The following is a 22395-nucleotide window of genomic DNA, read 5'->3' on the forward strand; positions in this document are numbered from 1 at the left end:
ACAAAAAAAAACAGCCATTAGGCCGTTTTTTTTAAATCGAATTATAAAATAAGTTACATACCGGTTAAAGCTGTAGTTTCTGCCGGTACTTCTTCCTCTTCCAAAGTAAAGTCCAAAACCGTCTTGTTTGCTACGTTGATTTGGATATCCATGGTGTCACTGCCTAAATAGCCATCTACTTCAGCTACAGACCTATATGCTCCGGCAGTTAAACCCATAATCATATAATTACCATCTAAATCTGTAAAAGTAGCGGTAGTATCAGTTTCATTAAATACTTTTACCTGTGCACCTTCCAATCCAACTAAAGATTCCTCAACCAGAGTACTTACATTACCAGCCAATGTTCCAGCTACGGATATATTACAAGCCTTGATAACAGGTTTAAAATTAAAGCCCTTAATACCGCCTTCAACCCTTGGATTCCCTTTAGCAATAAAAGATCTGCTTACATCAAAATCTAATAATAAATCCGAGGATAGTCCTCCTACCACTGTAAGTCCCGGTGTAATAAATACTTTTATTCCAGTTTGTTCCCCGCTAGGGACTTTAAGCTCGTAGGTATTGCCATTTCTTAAAACCACATTAACTCCTTTCACATATACCCTAACCAAATCATAGGTGCCTACGGGTACGTCCAAATTAGCCATGGTCTCCGTATTTCCATTAGTAAGTTCTAATAGGTTCATAGAAATTTCCTCTTCCATCAACACCACAAAAGGGGAATTTTGCCCAGAATCTTCATCTGTGACCTCAGTATCCAATTCAATTTCACCTGAATCCTTTAAACGGGCATCTATCTTAAAAACGGTAACATTGGCTTCAGAAACTTGATCAAAAGGGAAAGGGGCATCCGTCATAACAACCTTTAATCTGCCCATTTCTAAGTTGTCATTAGTATTCTCGGTACAACTATAGGTTAATAACAAAAATGTACAGGCTAATAGGAAAAAGTGATTTGTTTTCATGTTTACTTGTTTAAAATTAATTCCATTGCTATTATGGAATACAAAAGGATTTTAAAAAAGTTGGGCAGGGCAAAGGTCTTGAAAAAGTTTAAGGCTGTAAAATAGATTATACTATTTTCGATGAATAACATGGTTATTCAAAATGCAATTATTGACGATTCATTGGTGTACCATACCATTTGCCTATTACATTCTCTGCGGGTTTAAACCTAGGTGAGAAGTCTTGATCGGTGTCTGTACTTTCAATAGTTGTCTCGTTATGCCATTGCCAAATATAGATACCTGCCAACCAAGGTTCACTCCAAGTTTTTTTAAAAAGGGCCTCATAAGCTAATTGTTGGGTTTTATTCGACTTTTTCTTTGTAAATTTTCCTAAAAAAGTGTCCCATTCCCATGGTTTGATTGTAGCATTGGCCATGCTTCTATAACCCACCTCTGTAAATAAAATTGGTTTGTGGTGGTCTTCATAAAATGCCTTTAATTCCCTTAAATGTTTATCCCAACCTTTTTCTATAATTTCTAAGTCTGGGTTCTCTTCTTTAGTTAAAGGAAAATAGGCCTGTACCCCAATATAATCTAACTTGTCCCAAAAGGTAACATGTTCATATTCATCATACCAGTTGGCGGCATAAGTTAATTCACCATTATAAATAGTTCTTATTTCATTAATTAGGGTATCCCATTTATGAGGTTGCTGTTTTATAGAGGTTCGTAATTCCGTTCCAATACAAAGTAGTTCCGTATTGGTCTCCTGGGCCATTTTAGCATACCTAAGCATATTAATGCGATACGATTCAAACCAATTATCCCATTCTTTTTCGCTCTGTAATGTGATATTGGAACGCCAACCATCCCGCATCCATAGGTGTGGTTTAAGTTGAACTCGGATTCCATTATTATGCAAATCATTTATGGCTTTGATGAAATTGGAATCTCGTCTAGAATATTTTTCAGGGAATTCAGGGGTATTTATTAATTTGGTTTTTTCGTTCTCTTGAAACATAAATGGTATTACCGCGACCCATTCTATATTTGCTTTTACAAGGCTTTTTATTGCCTTGGTATTGTTTTCAGACCAACCAAAAACACTCATGCCCCTATGTTTGTTATCTAATTCATAAAGGTTTTTTACCTTGCCGGAATTATTCATATGATTAATATCCCATGTATAGTTATGCCATTCGTTCGCATTTACAAACACTAAGGTTTTTAATCCAATGAAAATACAGAGTAGGGGAAGTACAAATTTTAATGAAAATTGTCGCCAAGCGGTATGTGTGTCTTTCTTTTTTGCCACTTTGATGAAATGACGTACTATAAAATAAAGTCCGCAGCAGAGTAAAAATATTATATGAAATCCTATGAGGATAAATTTTCGTGAAGCTAGTTCCACGAAAAAAGAAAAATAGTCGGCCAAACTTCCATTTCTTCTGGAAAACCGAAAAAGTAAATATACAAAAGCTACTATCCAAAGTAAGAGGTAGAGGATTGTTAAATGTATGAGTCTTCTTTTCATACCTTTATTTTTTGTCCATTTCCTGGGCTATGGCAATGGCTCCGGCATCACGTTGGTTCAATTCATCAATAATCTTTGGATGGTCGTGTTCTCGTCCCTGTGACAATTTGTAGGTAGCCTGTATTTCCGTAATTACTATTTTAAAACCTACCACACCTTTAACTTGGCGCATAGTTTTAGCAGATAGGTTAGCCACAGAAATTGGATTAATTTTACCCTTTTCATACTTGTTCACCAACCTGTCTAGTGAAGATAAAACAGCCGCTTCCTCCAATATTTCAATGGTTCCGTAGACATGTACCGCAATGTAGTTCCAAGTAGGCACTTCTTCATCTTTATACCAAGAGGAAGATATATAACTATGTGGACCATTAAAGATGCAAAGTACTTCTTGATTTTGTTTAAAGGAATGCCATTGCGGATTAGCTTTAGCCAAATGGCCCGTTAGCACGTCATTGCCATTACCGTCGGTTTCTAGCACCAAAGGTATATGCGTGGCCCAAGGTTTACCGTTAACCTCGTTAACAAGAATTCCGAAACTATTTGCTTTTAAGAATGCTTTAATTTCGTCTATATTATCATTTTTATAATGTTCTGGTGTGTACATACCATAAAAGTAATCAATACATTAATTAGTTAAATCGTCTTTTGATTTGTGTTTGATATTTTAGCCAAGATGTTACTTAAATGCCTTGAGTTTTTGAACATGACGAATGACATAACTAGAGGTATATACATTCAGGTGTATAAGCTTTCAAGTAAACCCCTCGGTATTTTATTCTAAAATGGCCAAAACCGGTAGATGATCAGAGATATGTTTGTTGTTCTCCATACGGTCATCAATATGTATGTAGCTTTTAACCACAAGATTCTTTGCAAAAATATAATCTATTCTATTTTCCAATGTGCTGTTTGGGTCAAATCCATTAAATGTACCTGTAGGTCCATAAAATGGTTTTTGACTAATTTTTTGTCCGTCTAACATATCTTGTTTTATTAAATGGATGGGATTTTCATCTGGAGTTAAATTAAAATCGCCCATTAAAATCACGGGCAAACCACCAACATTGATTTCATTGATCTTTTTTATGATTAATGCTGCTGATTTTTCTCTGGCAACCTTACCTATATGGTCAAAATGGGTATTAAAAACATAAAGTTTCTTCTGGGTGGTCTTATGTTGAAACAAGCCATAGGTGCAAATACGCTCTAGAGCCGCGTCCCAACCAACGGATATTTCGTTTGGGGTGTCAGACAACCAAAAGGTTTCATGATGTAACAGTTCATAGTTTTTACTATTGTAAAACACTGGAGAAAACTCTCCTTTTTGTTTGCCATCATCCCTGCCTACACCAATATAATTATAAGCTGTTAGTTCATCGTCCAGATATTGCAATTGGTTAAAAAGGACTTCCTGTGTTCCTAAAAATTCTGGAGTATAGTAGTTTATAAGGTCAGCCATACCTTTTTTACGGTCGTTCCAATTATTTAAGGTGTCGTTAATGTTGTCGTATTTAATATTATAGGTCATAACACTTATGTCTTGCGATAAAAGTGAAGAGCTAATAGAGAAGAGCATTAAGATTAGTATAAAAGTTTGTTTCATCTGATTTAAATTTATGTAATGAAGTTTTGTTAGCATCCAAGTTATCGAATATACTTTATATTTATGTTATGGGAACAAAAGGTTATCTTCATCAAATTCATCCGGTTCTACCAGTTTGGGATGTGGTAGAAGCCTTGGATTTCTATGTAAATAGATTGGGTTTTAAAATTGCCTTTGCCGATGATTCCCAAAAACCAACGTATGCAGGAATTTTGCGTGATGGTATTGAAATTCATTTACAATGGCATGATGTAAAAGAGTGGGAAGCGGAAATAGATAGACCTTTGCTGCGGATAGTAACCCAAAACATAGAGGCTTTGTTTAAGGAATACGCAGATATGGATGTATTCCAGACCCATACCTTATTGCGGGAAACAGCATGGGGAACACGGGAATTTGCCTTTTATGACCCTTTTAAAAACGGATTGACATTTTACAGGGATGTTTAAATAAATTGAACCATACAGACGATAAAATATATATAGCTTAATGAAAGTATTATTTATAGGGGGAACAGGAAATATTAGTACACCAAGTAGTCTTTTAGCCTTGAAAAAGGGAATGGATCTATATCTGTTGAACAGGGGCAAGTCAACCATAACTATTGATGGGGCAAGCACTATACTAGGTGATATAAATAAGCCTGAAGAATTAACGGAGCTTAAAAAGCATAAGTGGGACGTAGTGGTGAATTGGATTGCTTTTACTCCAGAAGACATTGAAAGGGATATCCAATTATTTAAAGGTAAAACCAAACAATACATTTTTATCAGTTCGGCTTCTTGTTATCAAACCCCTTTAAGTTACCCGGTAATAACAGAATCTACCCCACTAGGTAATCCTTTGTGGGACTATTCACAAGGTAAAATAGCATGTGAGGACCGCTTGCAAAAAGCCTATCGTGAAGAAGGATTTCCAATTACTATTGTACGACCCTCATTAACCTATGATACGGTAATACCGATAGCTATTGGCGGATTCAATAAATACAATACGGCCAAAAGAATATTGGAAGGGAAGGAGATTATTGTTCATGGCGATGGTACCTCCTTATGGACCGTTACCCATTCCGATGATTTTGCCAAAGGCTTTGTTGGTCTTTTAGGCTTAACAACCGCGATTGGGCATGCTTTCCATATTACATCAGATGAAATCTTATGTTGGAACATGATTTATAAAATTTTGGCAGATGCCTTAGGAAAGGAAGCCAAAGTAGTTCATATAGCTTCTGATTTCATATGTAATATAGAACCATCTTTTACAGGGACATTATTAGCAGATAAAGCGGAAAGTGTGTTATTTGATAATAGCAAGATCAAAACTTTTGTACCTGGATTTAAGGCTACTATTCCTTTTTCAGAGGGAATAAAACGAACTCTCAAATGGCTACAGGAAAAACCTGAACGCCAAAATATAGATATGGATACTGAAGCTAAAATTGAAAATTTATTGAGAGCCTATCGGTCGCTTGGTTGATCCAAATCAGATCCACAATCCAAAATAGAATATTGTCTTTGTTGGAGCTTCTTTTAAGGAATCTACTAACTGTGAAGATGCAATAATGGCTGTTTTACTCAACGTATTTATTTCCATAAGACCATTTTATCCTGAATATGGTTTTTCCCATTTCTGTTTAAGAATACCCTTTTCTAAAATATGATTTTTATGTTCTACCTTCCAGTTGTTAATCTATAAGCCAATCAAGATTCCAATGACCACCAATACAATCTCGCCAATGGCATAGAGCAGATATTTGGAAAACCTGTTTTCTGTTACGAGTTGCTGCCGTATTTTTTTAAAGAATTTGATAATGGGTTTTAGTTGCTTTGAGGTTTCGAAAGTTCAATTATTTTATCTAAAGTGGCTTGTACTTTTTGTAGTTCACCGCTTGTATTCAATATTTGATCCACTAAATCGTACCTGCTTCTAACCAAATATTCAAACTCCAGAGTTTGCAGTGCGTCAAAATCATTTCGTTCGTCTTTAAAATTAAAGTTCCAATCAAAATGTTTGGACAAGTAAGGGTCATATTGACTCCAAATGTGATCTCTGGAAGCTAATTCTTCCTCTTGATAATCTGTAACTAAGTCATTCCAGGAAATCAATAAATCGCGTAAGGTTTCATTTTTAATAATATAGAAAGAAGATGTGCTGGCAAGGGCATTAATGCTCGTTTGCATGGGATTGAAGGTATTTCCACCATAAGTCCACCAAAGCATAGTTCCCAATGAATCCAGTGCTTCCGGTTCTGGTTTTGATTTTATCGGGAATAGACTAATGACCCTGGCGCAATTTTTAAATACAACCTGGTGCTTACCAATAACAGAGTCCAATTGTTTTTTGTTCTGCTTAAACTCTTTATGAATATTAGCTAAAACAGTAGTTTCTTTAGCAGAATTTATTCGGTTTTCATTCCAGTTATTGATCTGAAGGGCAATCAAAATACCGATTACGACCAGTACAATTTCACCAATGGCATACGTCAGGTATTTCCCAAACTTATTTTGGGTTAGTGATTTTAGCCTGATATTTCTAAAAAATTTGATCATAGTTTTAATTAATCGGTATAAGTAATTACATTTTCTATTATTTTTTGTAGGCCTTCATATTGATTTTTTAGGGCGGAAAGGTGGTATAAATTATTATCGATTATATTTTCAAATTTTCTTTCCTGAAAGAGTTTGCTATAGTCATCTTCGAATTTGGAGGTTTTAGACCAATTTAAAACACCGTATGCATCTACATTCTTAAGGGCGATGTTGTCTGAATAATAGGGCAACATCGGTTCTTCAATCCATTTTTCATAAACAATGAACGTGGATTTGTTATTTTCTAATTCGCGATTCCAAGCAAATAACTGTTCCTTTAATTTTTTACTGGATATAATTTTGAGATTTCCAGTTTGTAAAACTTCAAAAAGTGAATTATTTGAAGGGTTGAAGGGTTTATATTCAATGGTAAAATATAGTAGGCTGTCTATATTATAAGTGGAAAGGTCTACGTGATCATCTTCGAGCAATGACATGATTTTTTTACAACTGGCCTCACTTTTTTCGATAGTGATTATGGTCTGTTTGATAATTTCTTCATTGATTTTAAACTCGGTATTTAGTTCTGAGATAATCTGATTTTCTGCATGTTTGTTTTTTCTATCCTCATTCCAGTTGTTGATCTGCAAGGCAATGAGAATACCAATGACCACCAATACAATTTCACCTAAGGCATATCTGAAATATTTTGTGGTCTTTCCTTCTAAAAGAAGAGATTTTCGGATGTTTCTAAAGAGTTTGATCATGGGTTGGCGGTTCGTTTATTTTTGTAAATGGGCTTTTCTTTTACTCTATGGTAGTTTCTGCCAAGATTTTCTGTATTAATATTTTGGCTTGCGTATAGGCAATTTCAGACTCCTTAAGCACGTAGAGTTTGTCATCGATATAGTTTTCAAATTGAATGTTTTGAAGCAACATGGCATTGTTCATTTTTAGTTGTGAGGGACCGTATTGAAATACCTTAGATCGGGTATCAATGTTTCTAAGCGAACCATGTTCCCTAATATATTCGATCAAACTGATATTAGTCTCTTCAGACTGAACCATTGTTTCTTGCAGTTCATTAAAAAAGCGGGACCAATTAAACAAAAGAATTTTTAGCTCCGTATTGTTCAGTTTTGAGAGTCCACCGGAGTTTTGTAGGTCGTTCAATACAAATTCACTAGGCTTCCAGGAAGGGCTTTCTATGACATAATGCAATAAATCATCAATTTCGTTTGATTCTTGAAGTTCTCCTTCCTTAAACTTGCCAAAAATTTTCTCAGTTGCCTGTATGGTGCGTTTTAAAATAGTATTAATGGAATCCAAGTCCCTTAAATTTTCGCGGAACTCGGTATGAAGGTTTTGTATGGTGATTTTTTCGCGGTTAAACTCTAAACGTGCTTCATTCCAGTTGTTGATCTGCAAAGCGATTAAAATTCCAATAACAACCAGTATAATTTCACCAATGGCATATCTAGCATATTTGGAGGTTTTGTTTTCCATAATGAGATTTTGACGGATTTTTCTAAAGAGTTTTATCATTGGTCAATGGTTGGTTATTTTAAAACATTAAGGCGCAGATCTACCTGTCATGACTAGCTTTTATAAGTAATGAACAGCATATAAACCATTCCACTAGGGTTATTTGGTTTCCTCTAAATAATTTAATATTGTTTTAGCTTTTAAAATATATTTTTCAAAATCTTGCCTTATCAATATTCTGTAGGCTCCAATCATTCCTACTTGGGTTTTGATAAATTCATTGTTCTTGATTTGATTCCATTTTACCAGGTATTGGGTGGCATTGGATTCTATTGGTTTTTGGAATTCATAGAAATCTTCATACAGTCTTGGACTATGAAATTTGGACATTTCATCACGGTAATCATACCAAGCCGTTTTAAGTATTCGAGAATTCAAAAGTTCAAACCAGGAATTTTGTACATAGTAATCGTCCAAAAGTCTTTTCAATTTTACATCATGGAATAATTGAAGGTTATTACTATTGATCAAATCATTATAAGTAGAGGATATGAGCGATTTATTGGGAACATATCCACTAAAAACTATGGAATTTATAAGCCTTAACGAATCTATTTCAACTAAGGCGTTCTCTAAATAGGAAGCAAGGTAAACTCCTTCATTTTCAGCATTGGTATTAATCGTATTTAAGGCCTCTAAATTTTGGATGTCCTCATTCAAATCGGCAATTAAATTTTCTACTAAGGATTCTTTAATTTCAGTGTTCTTCCTCTCTTCATTCCAATTGTCGATTTGTATGGCAATTAAAATACCAATGACCACAAGCACAATTTCACCTATGGCATATTTTAAATATTTGCTGGTTCTACCTTCGGAAAGTAAGTTTTGCCTAATTTTACGGAAGAATTTAATCATGATAATGTCATTTTGTTTTGTCCGTAAGCGGCTATCTCAACCAAATGTCTACCGGACAATTGATTTTGCTTAGGAAAATAGTATTTAGATAATCGAAAGAATTTGATCATGATTATTTTAGTTCTTTACGAATAAGTTCTTCAACATTTTCTATTTCTTTCAATAAATCTTTCAATAACCTAATGGATTTTTTCTCGGAAAAGTCCATCCAATCTTGAACGGCCTCTATACCTAGAATGATATCTGTATTGTTTTTTCCCATGTTGAACAATTCCTTCAATTCCTTTTGATTTCCTAATCTTTCTTCTAGACTCATTGACCCAATAAGCATACTAAGGCGTTCCGTTACGCCGGTTTTACCCCTATTATCCAAGCTTTCGTCAAGGGTAATTTTTTGTTGCATCCGTTTTAGGTCTAGCAGCTTATTTCTTAAAAGAGGTGGAATAATTACTATTTCTCCACTATTTTGGAGCGATTCAATAGTACTTGTATTGAAGTTGAGTGCGTAAGATTCTGGGTTCAAGTTTAGTAAATCCTTGTACATGGATTTTATGGTAAATTGGTAGGTTTTGAATTTGTTGAGATAGTCTTGATAGGCTTTTCTCTGCAATTCAAACTTTATAATGGTATGCTCTGCAAATGTTCTATCCTTGTTCAGGTCTTCCAGTAGCTGTTTATAATAATTTTGGGTCTTGATCTCTAGTTTTTGGTCTTCGTTCCAATTGTTGATTTGAAGGGCAATCAAAATACCGATGACTACGAGCACGATTTCACCAATGGCATAAATCGTATATCTCGTAAATCTATTTTCTTTGAGCATACGCTGACGGATTTTTCTAAAAAAAGGGGTCATAGTATATCATTTTTTATTAGCTCAATAATCTGTTCAATTCTTTTTTTTAGGGGCTCGTAAAAAGCGACATCCAAATTTCTAGAAGCTACTATAAACAGGTAGAGCTGACTTTCAAATTCTTGCTGTTCCAAAAATTTGAAATTGTTATTTGGGAATTTACTGGGTTTTGCGTCGAGCAGTGCATCGTCTATCAAATCAACGTGCCTTCTAAAATTTCCCTCCTTCAAAAAGAAATCGTGCCCTACATCGCGCCTTTCCACAACGTAGTTTTCTTGGCGCTTCACGGTTTCGAGTGTCGATTGCCATGAGGATATGGCCTTGCGAAGTTGTGCATTCGATAGTATGCTTAATCTGCCCGAGTTTATGACCTCTTGTACCGTACCCTGATTTGGCGAAAACCTTGGCTCATTTTTAAATATCCCCACCATTAATTGCGAAAGTTCTTTTTCATTGATGTCCGATATTGAAGGTCCCGTATATTCGCCAAGTCGTATGCTGTTTTCTATGTTTGCGTTGTTCAGGTAAATGGCATCGTCCAACAATTGAAGATTAGACTCGAATTCGGTCAATAATCCTTTTAATAGTTGTTGCTCGAGTTTTTTGATTTTATTTCTTTCATTCAAATTATCGATCTGTAAAGCAATCAAAATCCCAATGACTACCAGCACAATTTCACCAAGGGCATAAATTGTATATCTAGTAGCTCTATTTTCTTTTAGCATACGCTGACGGATTTTTCTAAAGAATTTAATCATTTTGCCAAATATTCTGTTATGGTTTGAACGAGTATATCTGCTTGGTCTCTAAACCTTTTTAATTCATTTATATAAATAGAATAATAGATATAATAGCTGCCAGCTCTTCTTTTTGCATTTGGTTCTTTCGCGAGATAATTAAAATAGCCTTCGGTCTTTTTTTCAAAATAGAGTTTAACACTCCAATCAAGGCTCTCAAAGTATCTGTTATTATAGGTGAATGCTGTGGTCAGTTCATTTTGTGCAATATCTATCTCAATAAGATGATCGTTATAAAATTCATCAATTTTTGATGACAGGTCTTGATCTAAAAGCACTGGAATAGATTGCTGTTTAAACAAATCAAAGCCTCTGGTGTTTACTGCAATATCTTCATAGCCGTTAAAGATTTTAGAAAATAACACAGCATTGGCCTTTATTTCTTGTAGCGTAGGATTGCCAGAAACAAGAGCCTCAAAAGATGGTTTTCTTATAGCTTCATAGTTTACAATAAAAGAGTCCACTTCAATTACATTTCTATTTAAATCGTCTAGAATAATTTTATAGATTGCCCTTAGTTGTTTTTTCTGTTGGCGTTGTTGATTCCAATTATTGATCTGTAAAGCGATCAAAATACCAATAACCACCAACACAATTTCGCCAAAAGCGTATTTTAAATACCTATGTAGTTTGTTTTGTTTACTTAATTTATAGCGTATGGTACGGAACACTTTCATTACTTGATTTTTTTAAGATATTCACAAATGGAATCCATGAGTTCCAGACAAATCCTATGGCTGTCGTTATAGCGATTACTGACCCGTCCTGAATGACCAAAGGTTATTTCTTGGTGAATAAGACCTATCATTTCCCTTTGTTTCATGGATTCAAAAAATAGCTTAACATCTCATTGTGTTCGTTTGGTTAGGTTAAAAATAGATCTTTAATTTTTTTATGAGAGTGCGAATTTTTATTCGTCTGCAAAGTGCTGTAAAATTTAAAAGTATAATAAACTACTTGTGCCCATCTGTCTAGTTTATGTATATCTCCTCCCATTTTTTTAAAAATCTAAAATAGAAAGAAACATCGTAGCTAGTCTTATTGATAACTGAGGACGCTTTAATTACCAAAACTGTGAAAGTTAGGAAATCTTTTAATATGTTTAAATTAGGGTAAATTACCATTACCTGTCTTATTACCGTAAATAGTTTTAAATGAGGAAAGAAAGCGATCAGGCATAACAGGTTAATAGGTTAAATAGAACATAGAAAAATGTCGTTTTATGCGCTAAAACCTTCTAATAGAATTAAAAGTTACGAGCATAATTGTATAGACTTAAAAAGAAGCAATGCTAAAACTTAATAAACGATATTGTCAAGTATTTTACTCAAATAGCGTTCCGCCGCTGAGAATTTGCTATCCGAATTGAACAATTCATTGAATTCTTTCTTTAAATCTGCCAGCTCCATATGGCTAAATTGGTGCTTGCCAACCGAAGTTTCTATTTTTTGAATACTGATATCTTCGTTATCCATTTTAAATTCCCGGTAAAGGGATTCGAACGTTTCGTTATCGGTCTTACTTTTAATGAGATTTAGTTCTTCTTGAGATAACATTGAATCTGCTTGCCCACATAGTAGTAGCATGTAAATTTTTAATTCATGCTTAGACCAGGTTTTGCTTGTATTTACCATTATTGAGGTTTAAAGGGTTGTATTTTTTGTTTCAGTTGGAAATAGCATCTATAACCACAAAATAAAGCCACCATATTAATGTTTACTGCAACCCTAAGGGGAAACGAATTGCAAATTCTAAACATTTTAAATATACAATAATAATAAGAAAATAGGCACCAAATGTGCTATGCTTATAACACTTTTAGTAATCACACCAGCAATATGCCAACGCTACAAAAGTCTTAGAGGTAAATCAAAAAAAGTACGGGATTATCGTATTAAAGGGATTTATACTAAAACCGACCCTTCTATTTTTTGTTCAATAATTTCTCCAGCATTATTGAAAACAAAATAGGAGTGATTGTTGCTGTCCAAAGAAACGGAGGTATGGACCTGTTCATTAATAAAATGTATTGCGGATCGGTCATCACAAGCATAGCCATCGGTAAGATTGCCAGAAAGGATATTGTTGTGGTAAAGGGGTCTTCGGGATGTTTCAGAATTGTAATGTGGACAATGGCTCCTGTCAATAAAGGACATGCCCTTTACAATGCTTAATTCCTTAGGCCTACTATCAGTAGTGCCTGCATTGAACCAGCATAAAGATCCTGCACTGCCACCTCCCATAACAACCCCATTGTCATAAGCTTTTTTTAGGGCAATATCTATACCTTGCGCTTCCCATATAGCCAGCATGTTTAGCGTATTACCACCCCCCACGATAATGGCATCCATACTGGAAATAATTTCGTCGAAAGATTCTTTTTGGTCGTATGAGTTTATCCAAACACGCATTACATGTGGTATCACATTAATGTGCGAACAAACTTCAAAAAATGAATCTATGTAGGCTTGGTCTTCACCACTAGCAGTAGGAATAAAGCACATATTGGGTTTTTTCTTCCCTGTAGCTTCTGCGATATAATTTAAAAAAGGTACGGTATGTCTTCCGCTACCGTATATAACCAATTGCTTTTTCATTTTTTAAATGAGATTATTGGTTAAAGATAAAATGATTTTCTAACAGAAGCTATTCGCTTCTGCCAGAATCATTTCGTTTTTTAGGTCTGTTGGTATTTCTATTGTTCTTACCTCGAAAGTTGTTACCTCCTGGTCTATGGGAATTTCTGTTTTTGTTTCGTGGATTTCCTTGTTTACTAGGTTGTTGTGCTGGTCTATCGATAGTGTTATCTTCAGCATCTTCATCGGTAAACTGATGCTCGGGCATTCGGGGTACTTCTTGCTTTATCAGCTTTTCAATATCACGTAAGTAAGGTCTCTCATCCTTATCGCAAAATGAAATTGCTATACCGCTAGCGTTTGCACGCCCTGTACGTCCTATGCGGTGAACATAGGTTTCAGACACATTGGGTAAATCGTAGTTCACTACTAATGAGAGGTCCTCTACATCAATGCCACGCGCGGCAATATCCGTAGCAACCAATACTTTTAACTTACCATCCTTAAAATTTCCCAGAGCTTTTTGTCGTGCAGCTTGGGATTTGTTTCCATGTATAGCGGCAGACCGTATACCGGCCTGATCCAGTTTTTTTACAATTTTGTTGGCACCGTGCTTTGTCCTAGAAAATACAATTAGCGTGTTTTCCGGGTTTTCATTAATAAGATGTACCAATAGTTTTGGCTTATTCTGTTTGCTAATAAAATAAACGCCTTGTTCTACTTTCTCAGCTGTAGCCTGTTCTGGTTTTATAGTGATCCGTTCAAAGTCGCCCAGCATTTTTCTAGAAAGTTCAACAATGTCTTTTGGCATGGTAGCTGAAAAGAAAAGCGACTGTCTTTTTGGGGGTAGTTTGGCAATTATTTTTTTGATGTCGTGTATAAAGCCCATATCTAACATTTGGTCAGCTTCATCTAAAACCACATATTCCAAATCCTTGAATGTAATAAAACCTTGATTCATAAGGTCTAATAATCTACCTGGGGTAGCAACTAAAATATCTACTCCGTTTTTAAGGGCGTTTACTTGTTTGGCTTGTTTTACACCCCCAAAAATTACCGTGTTTCTTAATCCAGTGTGTATGCCATAAGCGGTTATGCTCTCACCAATTTGTATGGCAAGTTCCCTAGTTGGGGTTACTATTAAAGCTTTTATTTTTCTTTTTGTGGTACTTAAGCTGATCCCTTCATATAAATGATGTAAAATAGGAATACCAAAAGCTGCTGTTTTACCAGTTCCTGTTTGTGCTACACCTAGTAGGTCTTTTCTTTTTAGTAAAATGGGAATGGCCTTTTCTTGAATTGGGGTTGGATTGGTATATCCTTCTGCCGATAAGGCTCTTAGAATGGGTTCTGCAAGGCCGAGTTCTTTAAATGTCATAAATTTTTATAAGCGGCAAAGGTACGGTTATTCATTTGACTTAATCATTTATAGCGTTAAAGGCTTTAGTAATATTAAAAAAAGTGAATATTTTATTCGTTAACACTGTTTTTTCAGCCATTTACAACAAAAATTTATGTAATTCTTCAATTCCTTTTAAGTTTAACCCGTAGTTCCCCGCCATTATATATAAAGAATACCACCAAATGAACTCTAGATACATAGTGCTTGTAATTATGATTTTCTTTATTAATGTAATTGTAAAAGGACAAGAAACTTATATAGACAATTTTAATTCGGGTAGTTATTCGAACAATTCAGGGACAGCAAATTTTTCTACCTCATGGGTAGAGACCAATGAAACTACAGACCCTTCAAGTGGAAGGATAAGTATTCAAAGTAATCAATTACGGCTTCAAAATTTAGATGATAGGGAAATTACCAGAACACTTGATCTTTCAGGAGCTATTTCAGGTACATTAACTTTTACCTATAATAGAACCGATGGAAACGAAAGAGTGGATGTTCAATTATTCGATGGTACAGCATATTCAACCATTACTACATTAAATGGTAGCGGTTCGTTGAGCTATTCACTTAATCCTTCTCAATTATCCGCGAATTCCGGGATACGATTTAAGACGGGAAGTGGTGGTTGGAGTGGTTCAGAGACCATGTTAATTGACAATGTAATGTTCAATATTCAATACCCTACCACGCCACCTGAGGTAACTGGTTATGGGTATCAAAGGTATTGTAGAGGAAGTTCCAAGCCAATTGTGGAAAGTATAAGTATTACAGATGTTGATAATACAAGTACCGATGCAGTTCATATTCAAATATCAACTGGCTATGTTAATGGTGAGGATTTATTAACATTAATAGGGTCACACCCTAATATTACCGCTTCCTGGGATGCATTGCAAGGAAAATTATCTTTGGTAGGGCCAGCAACATATACAGAATTTGAAACCGCTATTTCTGCAGTCAATTATTCTAGTACTTCAGCAAATCCAAGTGGTATTAGGCAGTTTTCTATTACAGTAGGTGAGGCAAATTATTTGCCTACAACCCAACATTATTATGAATTTGTCGCGGCACCAGGCATTACTTGGACTGTGGCAGAAACAGCAGCAGCTTCAAGAACGTATTATGGATTACAAGGTTATTTAGCGACCCTGACTTCACAACAAGAGGCAGATTTTTCAGGTTCTCAAGCACTTGGTGTTGGTTGGATTGGGGCTACGGATGCCGCTGTGGAAGGTGAATGGCGTTGGGTGACAGGTCCTGAAGCTGGTACTCAATTTTGGAGCGGTGGGGTCGGTGGCACAGAATTAACCTTTGCTTTTTGGAACAATAGCGAACCAAATGACTTTCCAGATGGCCCTAGTACACCTGGACAAGAAAATTATGCGCATATTACCGATAACAGTGTGGGTGTAGAGGGCTCTTGGAATGATTTACCCAATACTGGTGGCGGAGGTGCCTATGCTGCACAAGGTTACGTGGTAGAGTATGGGGGCATGACTGGTGACCCAGTTATAAATGTTACCTTGACAACTACACTGATAATGGGGTGTTCCGTGATTACCAACCGCAATATAACTTTTAGGGTAAAAAGGAATTAAAAACATTATAAACCTTTAGTAGCCGCTTCTGCACATCGTTCCCCGTCCATTGCAGCAGAAACGATACCACCCGCATAACCTCCGCCTTCTCCACAAGGAAAAAGCCCTTTTACAACAGGATGTTCCAATTGTTCGTTCCTAGGGATATTAACGGGGGATGAGGTTCTAGATTCTACACCTACAATATTAGCTTCCGATGTGTAATACCCATGCATTTTATCTCCAAAAGCTTTAAATCCTTGACGTAATCTTCCACCAATTAATTTTGGCAATAGCGAGTGTAAGGGAGCGGAATTCAATCCTGGTTGATATGAGGTTGGGTTTAAGTCCGTCGATAAATTCCCTTCGACAAAATCGGTTAAACGCTGTGCAGGAGCAGTTTGTGTGCGCCCGCCTGAAGTGAATGCCAAGCGTTCTAAGTTCTTCTGATATTCCAGTCCTCTTAATGCGCCAAATTTCTCATACTTAGGAATGTCGGTATCCACATTGATTTCCACTACAATACCGGAGTTTGCAAATAGGTTATTTCGTTTAGATGGAGACATACCGTTCACAACCACTTCACCTGGAGCGGTTGCGGCAGGAACTATAAATCCACCTGGGCACATGCAAAATGAATAAACCCCTCTTTCCTTTACTTGTTCTACCAAACTATATGAAGCTGCCGGTAACAATTTGCTACGTTCGCCAGAACAATGGTATTGAATACTATCGATTATTTGTTGTGGATGTTCTACACGTACACCCATGGCAAAGGATTTAGCCTTTAGCGCAATTTCTTTTTTATGTAAAAGCTCAAAAATATCGCGAGCGGAATGTCCGGTAGCCAAAATAACGCGTTCCACGGCCATTTCATCCTTTTCATTTAAAATAATTGCTTTTAAGGTATTGTTTTTAATAATGAAATCGGTCACCTTGGTATTGAAATGAATTTCGCCACCGTGATGCAATATGGCCTCTCTAATATTCTTAACAACTTTTGGTAGTTTATTGGTGCCGATATGCGGGTGGGCATCTACCAGAATTTGGTCAGTAGCGCCATGAAATACAAGGCTTTCAAAAATCCGACGAACATCACCACGTTTAAGGCTTCGGGTATATAGTTTCCCATCGGAATAAGTTCCCGCGCCACCCTCGCCAAAGCAGTAATTGCTTTCAGGATTTACTTTATGGTCTTGATTAATCGCTTTTAAATCTCGTCTTCGGTCTTTTACATTTTTGCCTCTTTCAAAAACAATGGGCTTAAAACCAAGTTCCAAGCATCTTAGTGCTGCCCACATTCCTGCTGGTCCGAAACCTACAATATGAATTGGTTTGGCCTTTGATACATCTTTGTATTCAAAATTTAGGGTATTGCTGGGTGCAGGTTCGTCAATAAAAACGGCCAGTTTATAATTAAAAAAGATTTCTGGTTTTCTTGCGTCAATGGATTTTCGAAGTATTTTTAAATAAAAAGACCGATCCCCTAAACCAAGATATTTGGCGGTTTTCTTTTTAAGGCTTCCTTCTTGCGCTTCTTCCTCTAACGTTAATCGTATTTGAGCATTTTTGACCATGTTGCAAAATTAATTGAATTTAAAGGATTGTTCTAGTAAACCTCATATTCCTTTTTATAGGCTAAAGGAGTTCGTTTGGTGATTGCTTTAAACTGTTTATTAAAATTGGAAAGTGTTTGAAATCCACTCTCATAACAGGCCTGGGAAACGTTCATTTTTGCCTCTATAAGTAATTTACAAGCATGCCCAATCCTTATTTCACTAACAAAGTCAGAAAAGGATTTATTGGCATGCACCTTAAAATAACGACTAAAGGAAGTTGGCGTCATATTAGTAAGCTGTGCCAGTTGTGCAATAGACATTTTCTCCTTAAAATGATTCATAACAAATGCATATACTTTATACATACGCTCTGTGTCCGCTTCCCTCAAGGTATTGGAATAGCCAGGACTTGCCAGAAGATTATAGTCTTTTGACCTACTAATAACATCAAGAATCCTCATTAATTGGAGTACACCTTTAAATCCCCGCATGGGTACCAATTCTTGCATCAGTGATTTTAATGTCAATGCTGTTTGTCCCTTAAACTCCATTCCACGTAAGCTTTTATGGAAAATTTGCCTAATTCTAATGGCTTCCTCAGAATCTATTAGTTTATTACTGAAAAAATCCTCTTTAAAATAAACAACAACACCCTCAGACCATGCAATGTTGAGTTCTTGTTCGTTCGTCTCATCACTCCTCCACAGATGTGGTAGGTTAGGCCCCGTAAAGGTAATATCGCCTGGTTTATAGGATTTTACACTATCCCCAATAAATCTAGTGCCACTTCCTTTAAGCACCATAAAAAGTTGGTATTCTGAATGAAAATGCCAATGAGGATCAAAAACAGCTTCGTTTAAGGTTTTGGCAAGGTAGGCACGGGTCTCCGGAATTGGGGATTTTTGTAAGGCAGATTTCAATGTTCTGTTATTAATTCAAAATATAGATAAATTTAAATAATCATACTAATGTATCATTATTATTGGCATTTTTTATAAATAAAGATATAATATAGTCGGTATGGGGTAAATAAGAGTATTTTTTAATCCTAAATATTGTGTAATATTGGTAACAGAAAATATATGACGTCATGAAAATTCTCAAATTTAAAATTCCCTATCTACTATTAGTGTTGTTTATAACCTCTTGTGGAACCCAGCAAAAGGAGTATAAAGACGATGAGCCTAGAAGAATAGAAATATTGTTTTTGGGCCATAGTGTAGAACATCATAATTCCAGGGCTTATTATCCCATTTTAGCTTCAGCATTGACTAAAAGCGGGATTAATATTACCTATTCTGAAAAACCATCCGATCTTAATCAAAAGAACTTAGAGAAATATGACGGGCTTATTGTGTACGCCAATCATGAAACTATAACCAAAGAGGAAGAAACAGCGCTTTTAGATTTTGTAAAAGGAGGCAAGGCATTTATTCCATTGCACTCCGCAAGTTTTTGTTTTAAGAACTCACCAGAGTATATAGATTTAGTAGGGGCACAGTTCATGAGTCATGAAACAGGAACATTTACTACTCATATGACAACCAATGATCATATGTTAACCAAGCAATTAATACCTTTTGAAACTTGGGACGAAACCTATGTACATGATAAAATTGCAGGTGATATAACTGTATTGATGGAACGTATAGAAGGAGATCATAAAGAGCCTTGGACATGGGTTAAAGAAGTAGGGGAAGGAAAAGTTTTTTATACTGCTTATGGGCACGATGAGCGTACATGGGGTAATCCGGGATTTCATGAGTTGGTGAAATCAGGTATTTTATGGGCCGTTGACGATAATGTGAAAAACAACTGGGAGGCATATATGGTAGATATGCCAACACTTAGTTATGAATCTAGGGACAATATTCCAAATTATGAACAACGAGACCCTGCACCTAAATATCAATTACCATTAACTCCAGAGGAGTCAAAAAAATTAATTCAGGTTCCGCCAGGTTTTGAAGTGCAGTTATTTGCATCGGAGCCCGATATCATAAACCCAATAGCTATGAATTGGGATGAAAGAGGACGACTTTGGGTTATAGAAACTGTAGATTATCCAAATACAGTGAGAAACGATGATAATATAGGTGATGATAAGGTAAAAATACTAGAAGACACCAATGGGGATGGTAGGGCAGATAAGGTAACCGTGTTTGCGGAAAACCTGAACATCCCCACAAGTTTTACGTTTTACGATGGTGGAATTTTAGTTTCACAAGCGCCTCACTTCCTCTTTTTAAAAGATACTAATGGTGATGATATCGCAGATGTACGGGAAGTACTAATTGACGGTTGGGGCACTCGCGATACTCATGCCGGACCATCTAACCTTCAATATGGTATTGATAATAATTTATATGGTGTGGTTGGGTACTCTGGTTTTGAAGGTAAGATTTTTGATAAGGAAGAAAAGTTCGCTCAAGTGGTTTATCGTTTTGAGCCAAAGGATAAAACATTTGAAGTGCTCACAAATACCAGTAACAATACTTGGGGATTGGGAATTACTGAGGATAATTCACTTTTTGCATCTACCGCTAATAATACCCATAGTGTTTTTGTAGGATTGCCAAATAGGGCCTTCAAAAATGTCAAGGGCTTAAATTTAGCAGGTAGCGAAAAAATTGATGGTCATTATGACATGCAACCAATTACCCCTAATGTAAGACAGGTGGATGTTTTTGGAGGATTTACGGCTGCTGCGGGACATCATTTTTATACGGCACGTAATTACCCGAGTACTTATTGGAATAAAATCGCATTTGTTTGCGAACCTACGGGAGGTTTAGTGCATCAAGCACTTATAATAAAAGATGGTGCTGGGTATTCAGAAGAAGATGCTGGAAATTTATTTGCATCTAGTGATGAATGGGTTTCGCCTGTAGAAGCTAAGACAGGGCCTGATGGTGTAGTTTGGGTGGCAGATTGGTATAATTTCATAGTACAGCATAATCCTACCCCAAGTGCAGACCGAGGAGGTTATGACGCCGTAAATGGTGATGGCAATGCTTATGTAAACCCATTACGGGACAAATCTAGAGGAAGAATTTGGAGAGTTGTTCCTAAGCACGGTTATGAAAACGAACCATTGGAATTATCAATAAAAAACCGAGAGCAATTATTGGCTACATTAAGCCATGACAATCAATTTTGGCGACTAACGGCCCAAAGATTACTGGTGGAACGTGGGGAAAATGACATACTTAATGACCTTTATAGGTTGGTTAATACCGATGAGGTAGATGCCAACGGTCTAAATAATGCCGCCTTACATGCGCTATGGACCATAAATGGTTTAGGAGTTTTGGAAAATGATAAAAATGCATTAGGAGTAGTACAAGGTGCACTTTTCCATAAAGCTAGTGGTGTTCGTAGGGCAGCTGTACAAATACTTCCTAAAACTGTTGAAACCGATCAAGCTTTGTTTAGTTCAAAAACCTTGGAGGATAGAGAACCAATGGTGCAATTGGCCGCACTTACATATTTTACCGAAAGGTCTTCATCACAAAAAATAGGGAACATACTATATGCTATGTCCAAAAATGAAAATACCATGAATGATCCTTGGCTTTTCAAGGGTTTATTTGCTGCATCATCAACGCATTCGGGAGGATTCATAAATGCATTTAAAAAGGAAAATCCTAATTTTAAAATAGAGGTATCTAACAACATCACTCCAAGTATGTTGGCCTATGATGACAGTGATTGGGATACCATGGAGATACCCCAATATATAGAAGATGCAGGCTTGGAACTTGATGGGGTGATTTGGTTTAGAAAGACACTAAACCTACCAGCTAACCTTGCCAATAAACCTGGGGTGTTATCATTGGGACCAATTGATGATTCTGATATCACCTATGTTAACGGTGTGGAAGTTGGAAGAATGATTGCCAGTTATAGTACGGCACGTAGTTATGAAATTCCGGAGGGGATTCTTAAAAGTGGTATGAATACCATTGCTGTAAGAGTAGATGATACCGGCGGTGAAGGCGGTATTTATGGTAATACTTGGCAATTGAACCTTAGGTCAGAAGACACTAGGACAAGTCTTGTCGGGACTTGGAAATACAAAGTGGAATTAAACTATGCCAACAAGAAACAAAGTGCTATTTCTGTTAATGAAATGGCAGAACTACTTATTAAAAATAATGGAGAGACGGGTAGTGAATTAAGTGATGAAAAAGAGGAAGCCAATGTTGCCGGCAAACACATAGTGATCAAGACTATTGTTAACAAAATGAAGTTCGATGTTACAGAATTCACTGTCAACGCAGGTGAGCAAGTAGCTTTGGAGTTGCAAAACCCAGATTTCATGCAACATAATCTGGTTATAACCATGCCTGGGGCTATGGAGAAAGTTGGGGCAGCAGCAGATAAAATGGCGGTAGACCCCAATGCTGCACAATTAAATTATGTACCACAGATGGGCGAGGTTTTGTTTGCGACGGCATTACTTAATCCAAATGATACGGTAACCTTACAGTTTACCGCACCTACTACACCAGGAAAATATCCATTTATATGCACTTTTCCAGGGCACTGGAGAATAATGCAAGGGGTAATGATCGTCAAGTAAGAGTTCACCATTACAAGTTTAAAAG

20 protein-coding genes are annotated in these 22395 nt (G+C 36.2%); 4 read left to right on the forward strand and 16 right to left on the reverse strand.

Features of this window, described 5'->3' with window-relative positions; all coding sequences use genetic code 11:
* Positions 1–53: 53 nt before the first annotated feature.
* The 4 genes from ACOCEA_RS07655 to ACOCEA_RS07670 form a co-directional block, all read right to left on the reverse strand.
* Positions 54–968, reverse strand: coding sequence for a DUF4382 domain-containing protein (locus tag ACOCEA_RS07655; protein WP_420755636.1), 915 nt, complete (start codon positions 966–968; stop codon positions 54–56).
* 148 nt (positions 969–1116) lie between these two features.
* Positions 1117–2484 (reverse strand): glycoside hydrolase family 113, encoded by a 1368-nt coding sequence (locus tag ACOCEA_RS07660; RefSeq protein WP_420755637.1) that lies wholly within the window; start codon positions 2482–2484, stop codon positions 1117–1119.
* Positions 2485–2488: 4 nt separating this feature from the next.
* A complete protein-coding gene (locus ACOCEA_RS07665) occupies positions 2489–3091 on the reverse strand; it encodes an FMN-binding negative transcriptional regulator (protein ID WP_420755638.1) in 603 nt (200 codons plus the stop codon).
* Positions 3092–3259: 168 nt separating this feature from the next.
* Complete coding sequence (locus ACOCEA_RS07670) at positions 3260–4090, reverse strand: endonuclease/exonuclease/phosphatase family protein (RefSeq protein WP_420755639.1); 831 nt, start codon at positions 4088–4090, stop codon at positions 3260–3262.
* Positions 4091–4158: 68 nt separating this feature from the next.
* Between ACOCEA_RS07670 and ACOCEA_RS07675 the strand changes: the two genes are divergently transcribed.
* A complete protein-coding gene (locus ACOCEA_RS07675; RefSeq protein ID WP_420755640.1) occupies positions 4159–4539 on the forward strand; it encodes a glyoxalase superfamily protein in 381 nt (126 codons plus the stop codon).
* A 40-nt stretch (positions 4540–4579) separates the two neighbouring features.
* Positions 4580–5566 carry an SDR family oxidoreductase gene (locus tag ACOCEA_RS07680; protein ID WP_420755641.1) on the forward strand — a complete coding sequence of 329 codons (987 nt, stop codon included), beginning with the start codon at positions 4580–4582 and terminating at the stop codon, positions 5564–5566.
* Positions 5567–5907: 341 nt separating this feature from the next.
* Here ACOCEA_RS07680 and ACOCEA_RS07685 read toward each other — a convergent pair whose 3' ends face one another.
* The 10 genes from ACOCEA_RS07685 to ACOCEA_RS07730 form a co-directional block, all read right to left on the reverse strand.
* On the reverse strand, positions 5908–6639 hold the full coding sequence (locus ACOCEA_RS07685) for a DUF6090 family protein (RefSeq protein WP_420755642.1): 732 nt from the start codon (positions 6637–6639) through the stop codon (positions 5908–5910).
* An 8-nt stretch (positions 6640–6647) separates the two neighbouring features.
* A complete protein-coding gene (locus ACOCEA_RS07690) occupies positions 6648–7385 on the reverse strand; it encodes a DUF6090 family protein (protein ID WP_420755643.1) in 738 nt (245 codons plus the stop codon).
* 40 nt (positions 7386–7425) lie between these two features.
* Entirely contained in the window at positions 7426–8124 is a 699-nt protein-coding gene (locus tag ACOCEA_RS07695; RefSeq protein WP_420755644.1) for a DUF6090 family protein, read from the reverse strand.
* A gap of 138 nt (positions 8125–8262) precedes the next feature.
* Entirely contained in the window at positions 8263–9018 is a 756-nt protein-coding gene (locus tag ACOCEA_RS07700; protein ID WP_420755645.1) for a DUF6090 family protein, read from the reverse strand.
* A 112-nt stretch (positions 9019–9130) separates the two neighbouring features.
* Positions 9131–9871 (reverse strand): DUF6090 family protein, encoded by a 741-nt coding sequence (locus tag ACOCEA_RS07705; RefSeq protein ID WP_420755646.1) that lies wholly within the window; start codon positions 9869–9871, stop codon positions 9131–9133.
* Positions 9868–10626: a DUF6090 family protein gene (locus ACOCEA_RS07710; RefSeq protein ID WP_420755647.1), complete on the reverse strand. Its 759-nt coding sequence runs from the start codon at positions 10624–10626 to the stop codon at positions 9868–9870. Before ACOCEA_RS07710 ends, ACOCEA_RS07705 begins: the two co-directional genes overlap by 4 nt.
* Positions 10623–11342, reverse strand: a complete 720-nt coding sequence (locus tag ACOCEA_RS07715; protein ID WP_420755648.1) for a DUF6090 family protein — start codon at positions 11340–11342, stop codon at positions 10623–10625. Before ACOCEA_RS07715 ends, ACOCEA_RS07710 begins: the two co-directional genes overlap by 4 nt.
* A 621-nt stretch (positions 11343–11963) precedes the next feature.
* Positions 11964–12299: a hypothetical protein gene (locus ACOCEA_RS07720; RefSeq protein WP_420755649.1), complete on the reverse strand. Its 336-nt coding sequence runs from the start codon at positions 12297–12299 to the stop codon at positions 11964–11966.
* 270 nt (positions 12300–12569) lie between these two features.
* Positions 12570–13262 carry a Type 1 glutamine amidotransferase-like domain-containing protein gene (locus tag ACOCEA_RS07725; RefSeq protein ID WP_420755650.1) on the reverse strand — a complete coding sequence of 231 codons (693 nt, stop codon included), beginning with the start codon at positions 13260–13262 and terminating at the stop codon, positions 12570–12572.
* Between the two features lie 49 nt (positions 13263–13311).
* Positions 13312–14619: a DEAD/DEAH box helicase gene (locus ACOCEA_RS07730; protein ID WP_420755651.1), complete on the reverse strand. Its 1308-nt coding sequence runs from the start codon at positions 14617–14619 to the stop codon at positions 13312–13314.
* A gap of 206 nt (positions 14620–14825) precedes the next feature.
* On the opposite strand from ACOCEA_RS07730, the gene ACOCEA_RS07735 reads away from it, so the two are divergent.
* Positions 14826–16247, forward strand: coding sequence for a C-type lectin domain-containing protein (locus ACOCEA_RS07735; protein ID WP_420755652.1), 1422 nt, complete (start codon positions 14826–14828; stop codon positions 16245–16247).
* A 5-nt stretch (positions 16248–16252) separates the two neighbouring features.
* Here ACOCEA_RS07735 and ACOCEA_RS07740 read toward each other — a convergent pair whose 3' ends face one another.
* Both ACOCEA_RS07740 and ACOCEA_RS07745 read right to left on the reverse strand, forming a co-directional pair.
* A complete protein-coding gene (locus ACOCEA_RS07740; RefSeq protein WP_420755653.1) occupies positions 16253–17803 on the reverse strand; it encodes an NAD(P)/FAD-dependent oxidoreductase in 1551 nt (516 codons plus the stop codon).
* 32 nt (positions 17804–17835) lie between these two features.
* Positions 17836–18705, reverse strand: a complete 870-nt coding sequence (locus ACOCEA_RS07745; RefSeq protein WP_420755654.1) for an AraC family transcriptional regulator — start codon at positions 18703–18705, stop codon at positions 17836–17838.
* 170 nt (positions 18706–18875) lie between these two features.
* Here ACOCEA_RS07745 and ACOCEA_RS07750 point away from each other — a divergent pair, with 170 nt between their 5' ends.
* The gene (locus ACOCEA_RS07750) at positions 18876–22370 is read left to right on the forward strand and encodes a PVC-type heme-binding CxxCH protein (protein ID WP_420755655.1); all 3495 of its coding nucleotides are present in this window, start codon (positions 18876–18878) and stop codon (positions 22368–22370) included.
* Positions 22371–22395: the final 25 nt, after the last annotated feature.

Origin of the sequence: Maribacter luteocoastalis, assembly GCF_048890225.1 — a bacterium.
Lineage (GTDB): Bacteria > Bacteroidota > Bacteroidia > Flavobacteriales > Flavobacteriaceae > Maribacter > Maribacter luteocoastalis.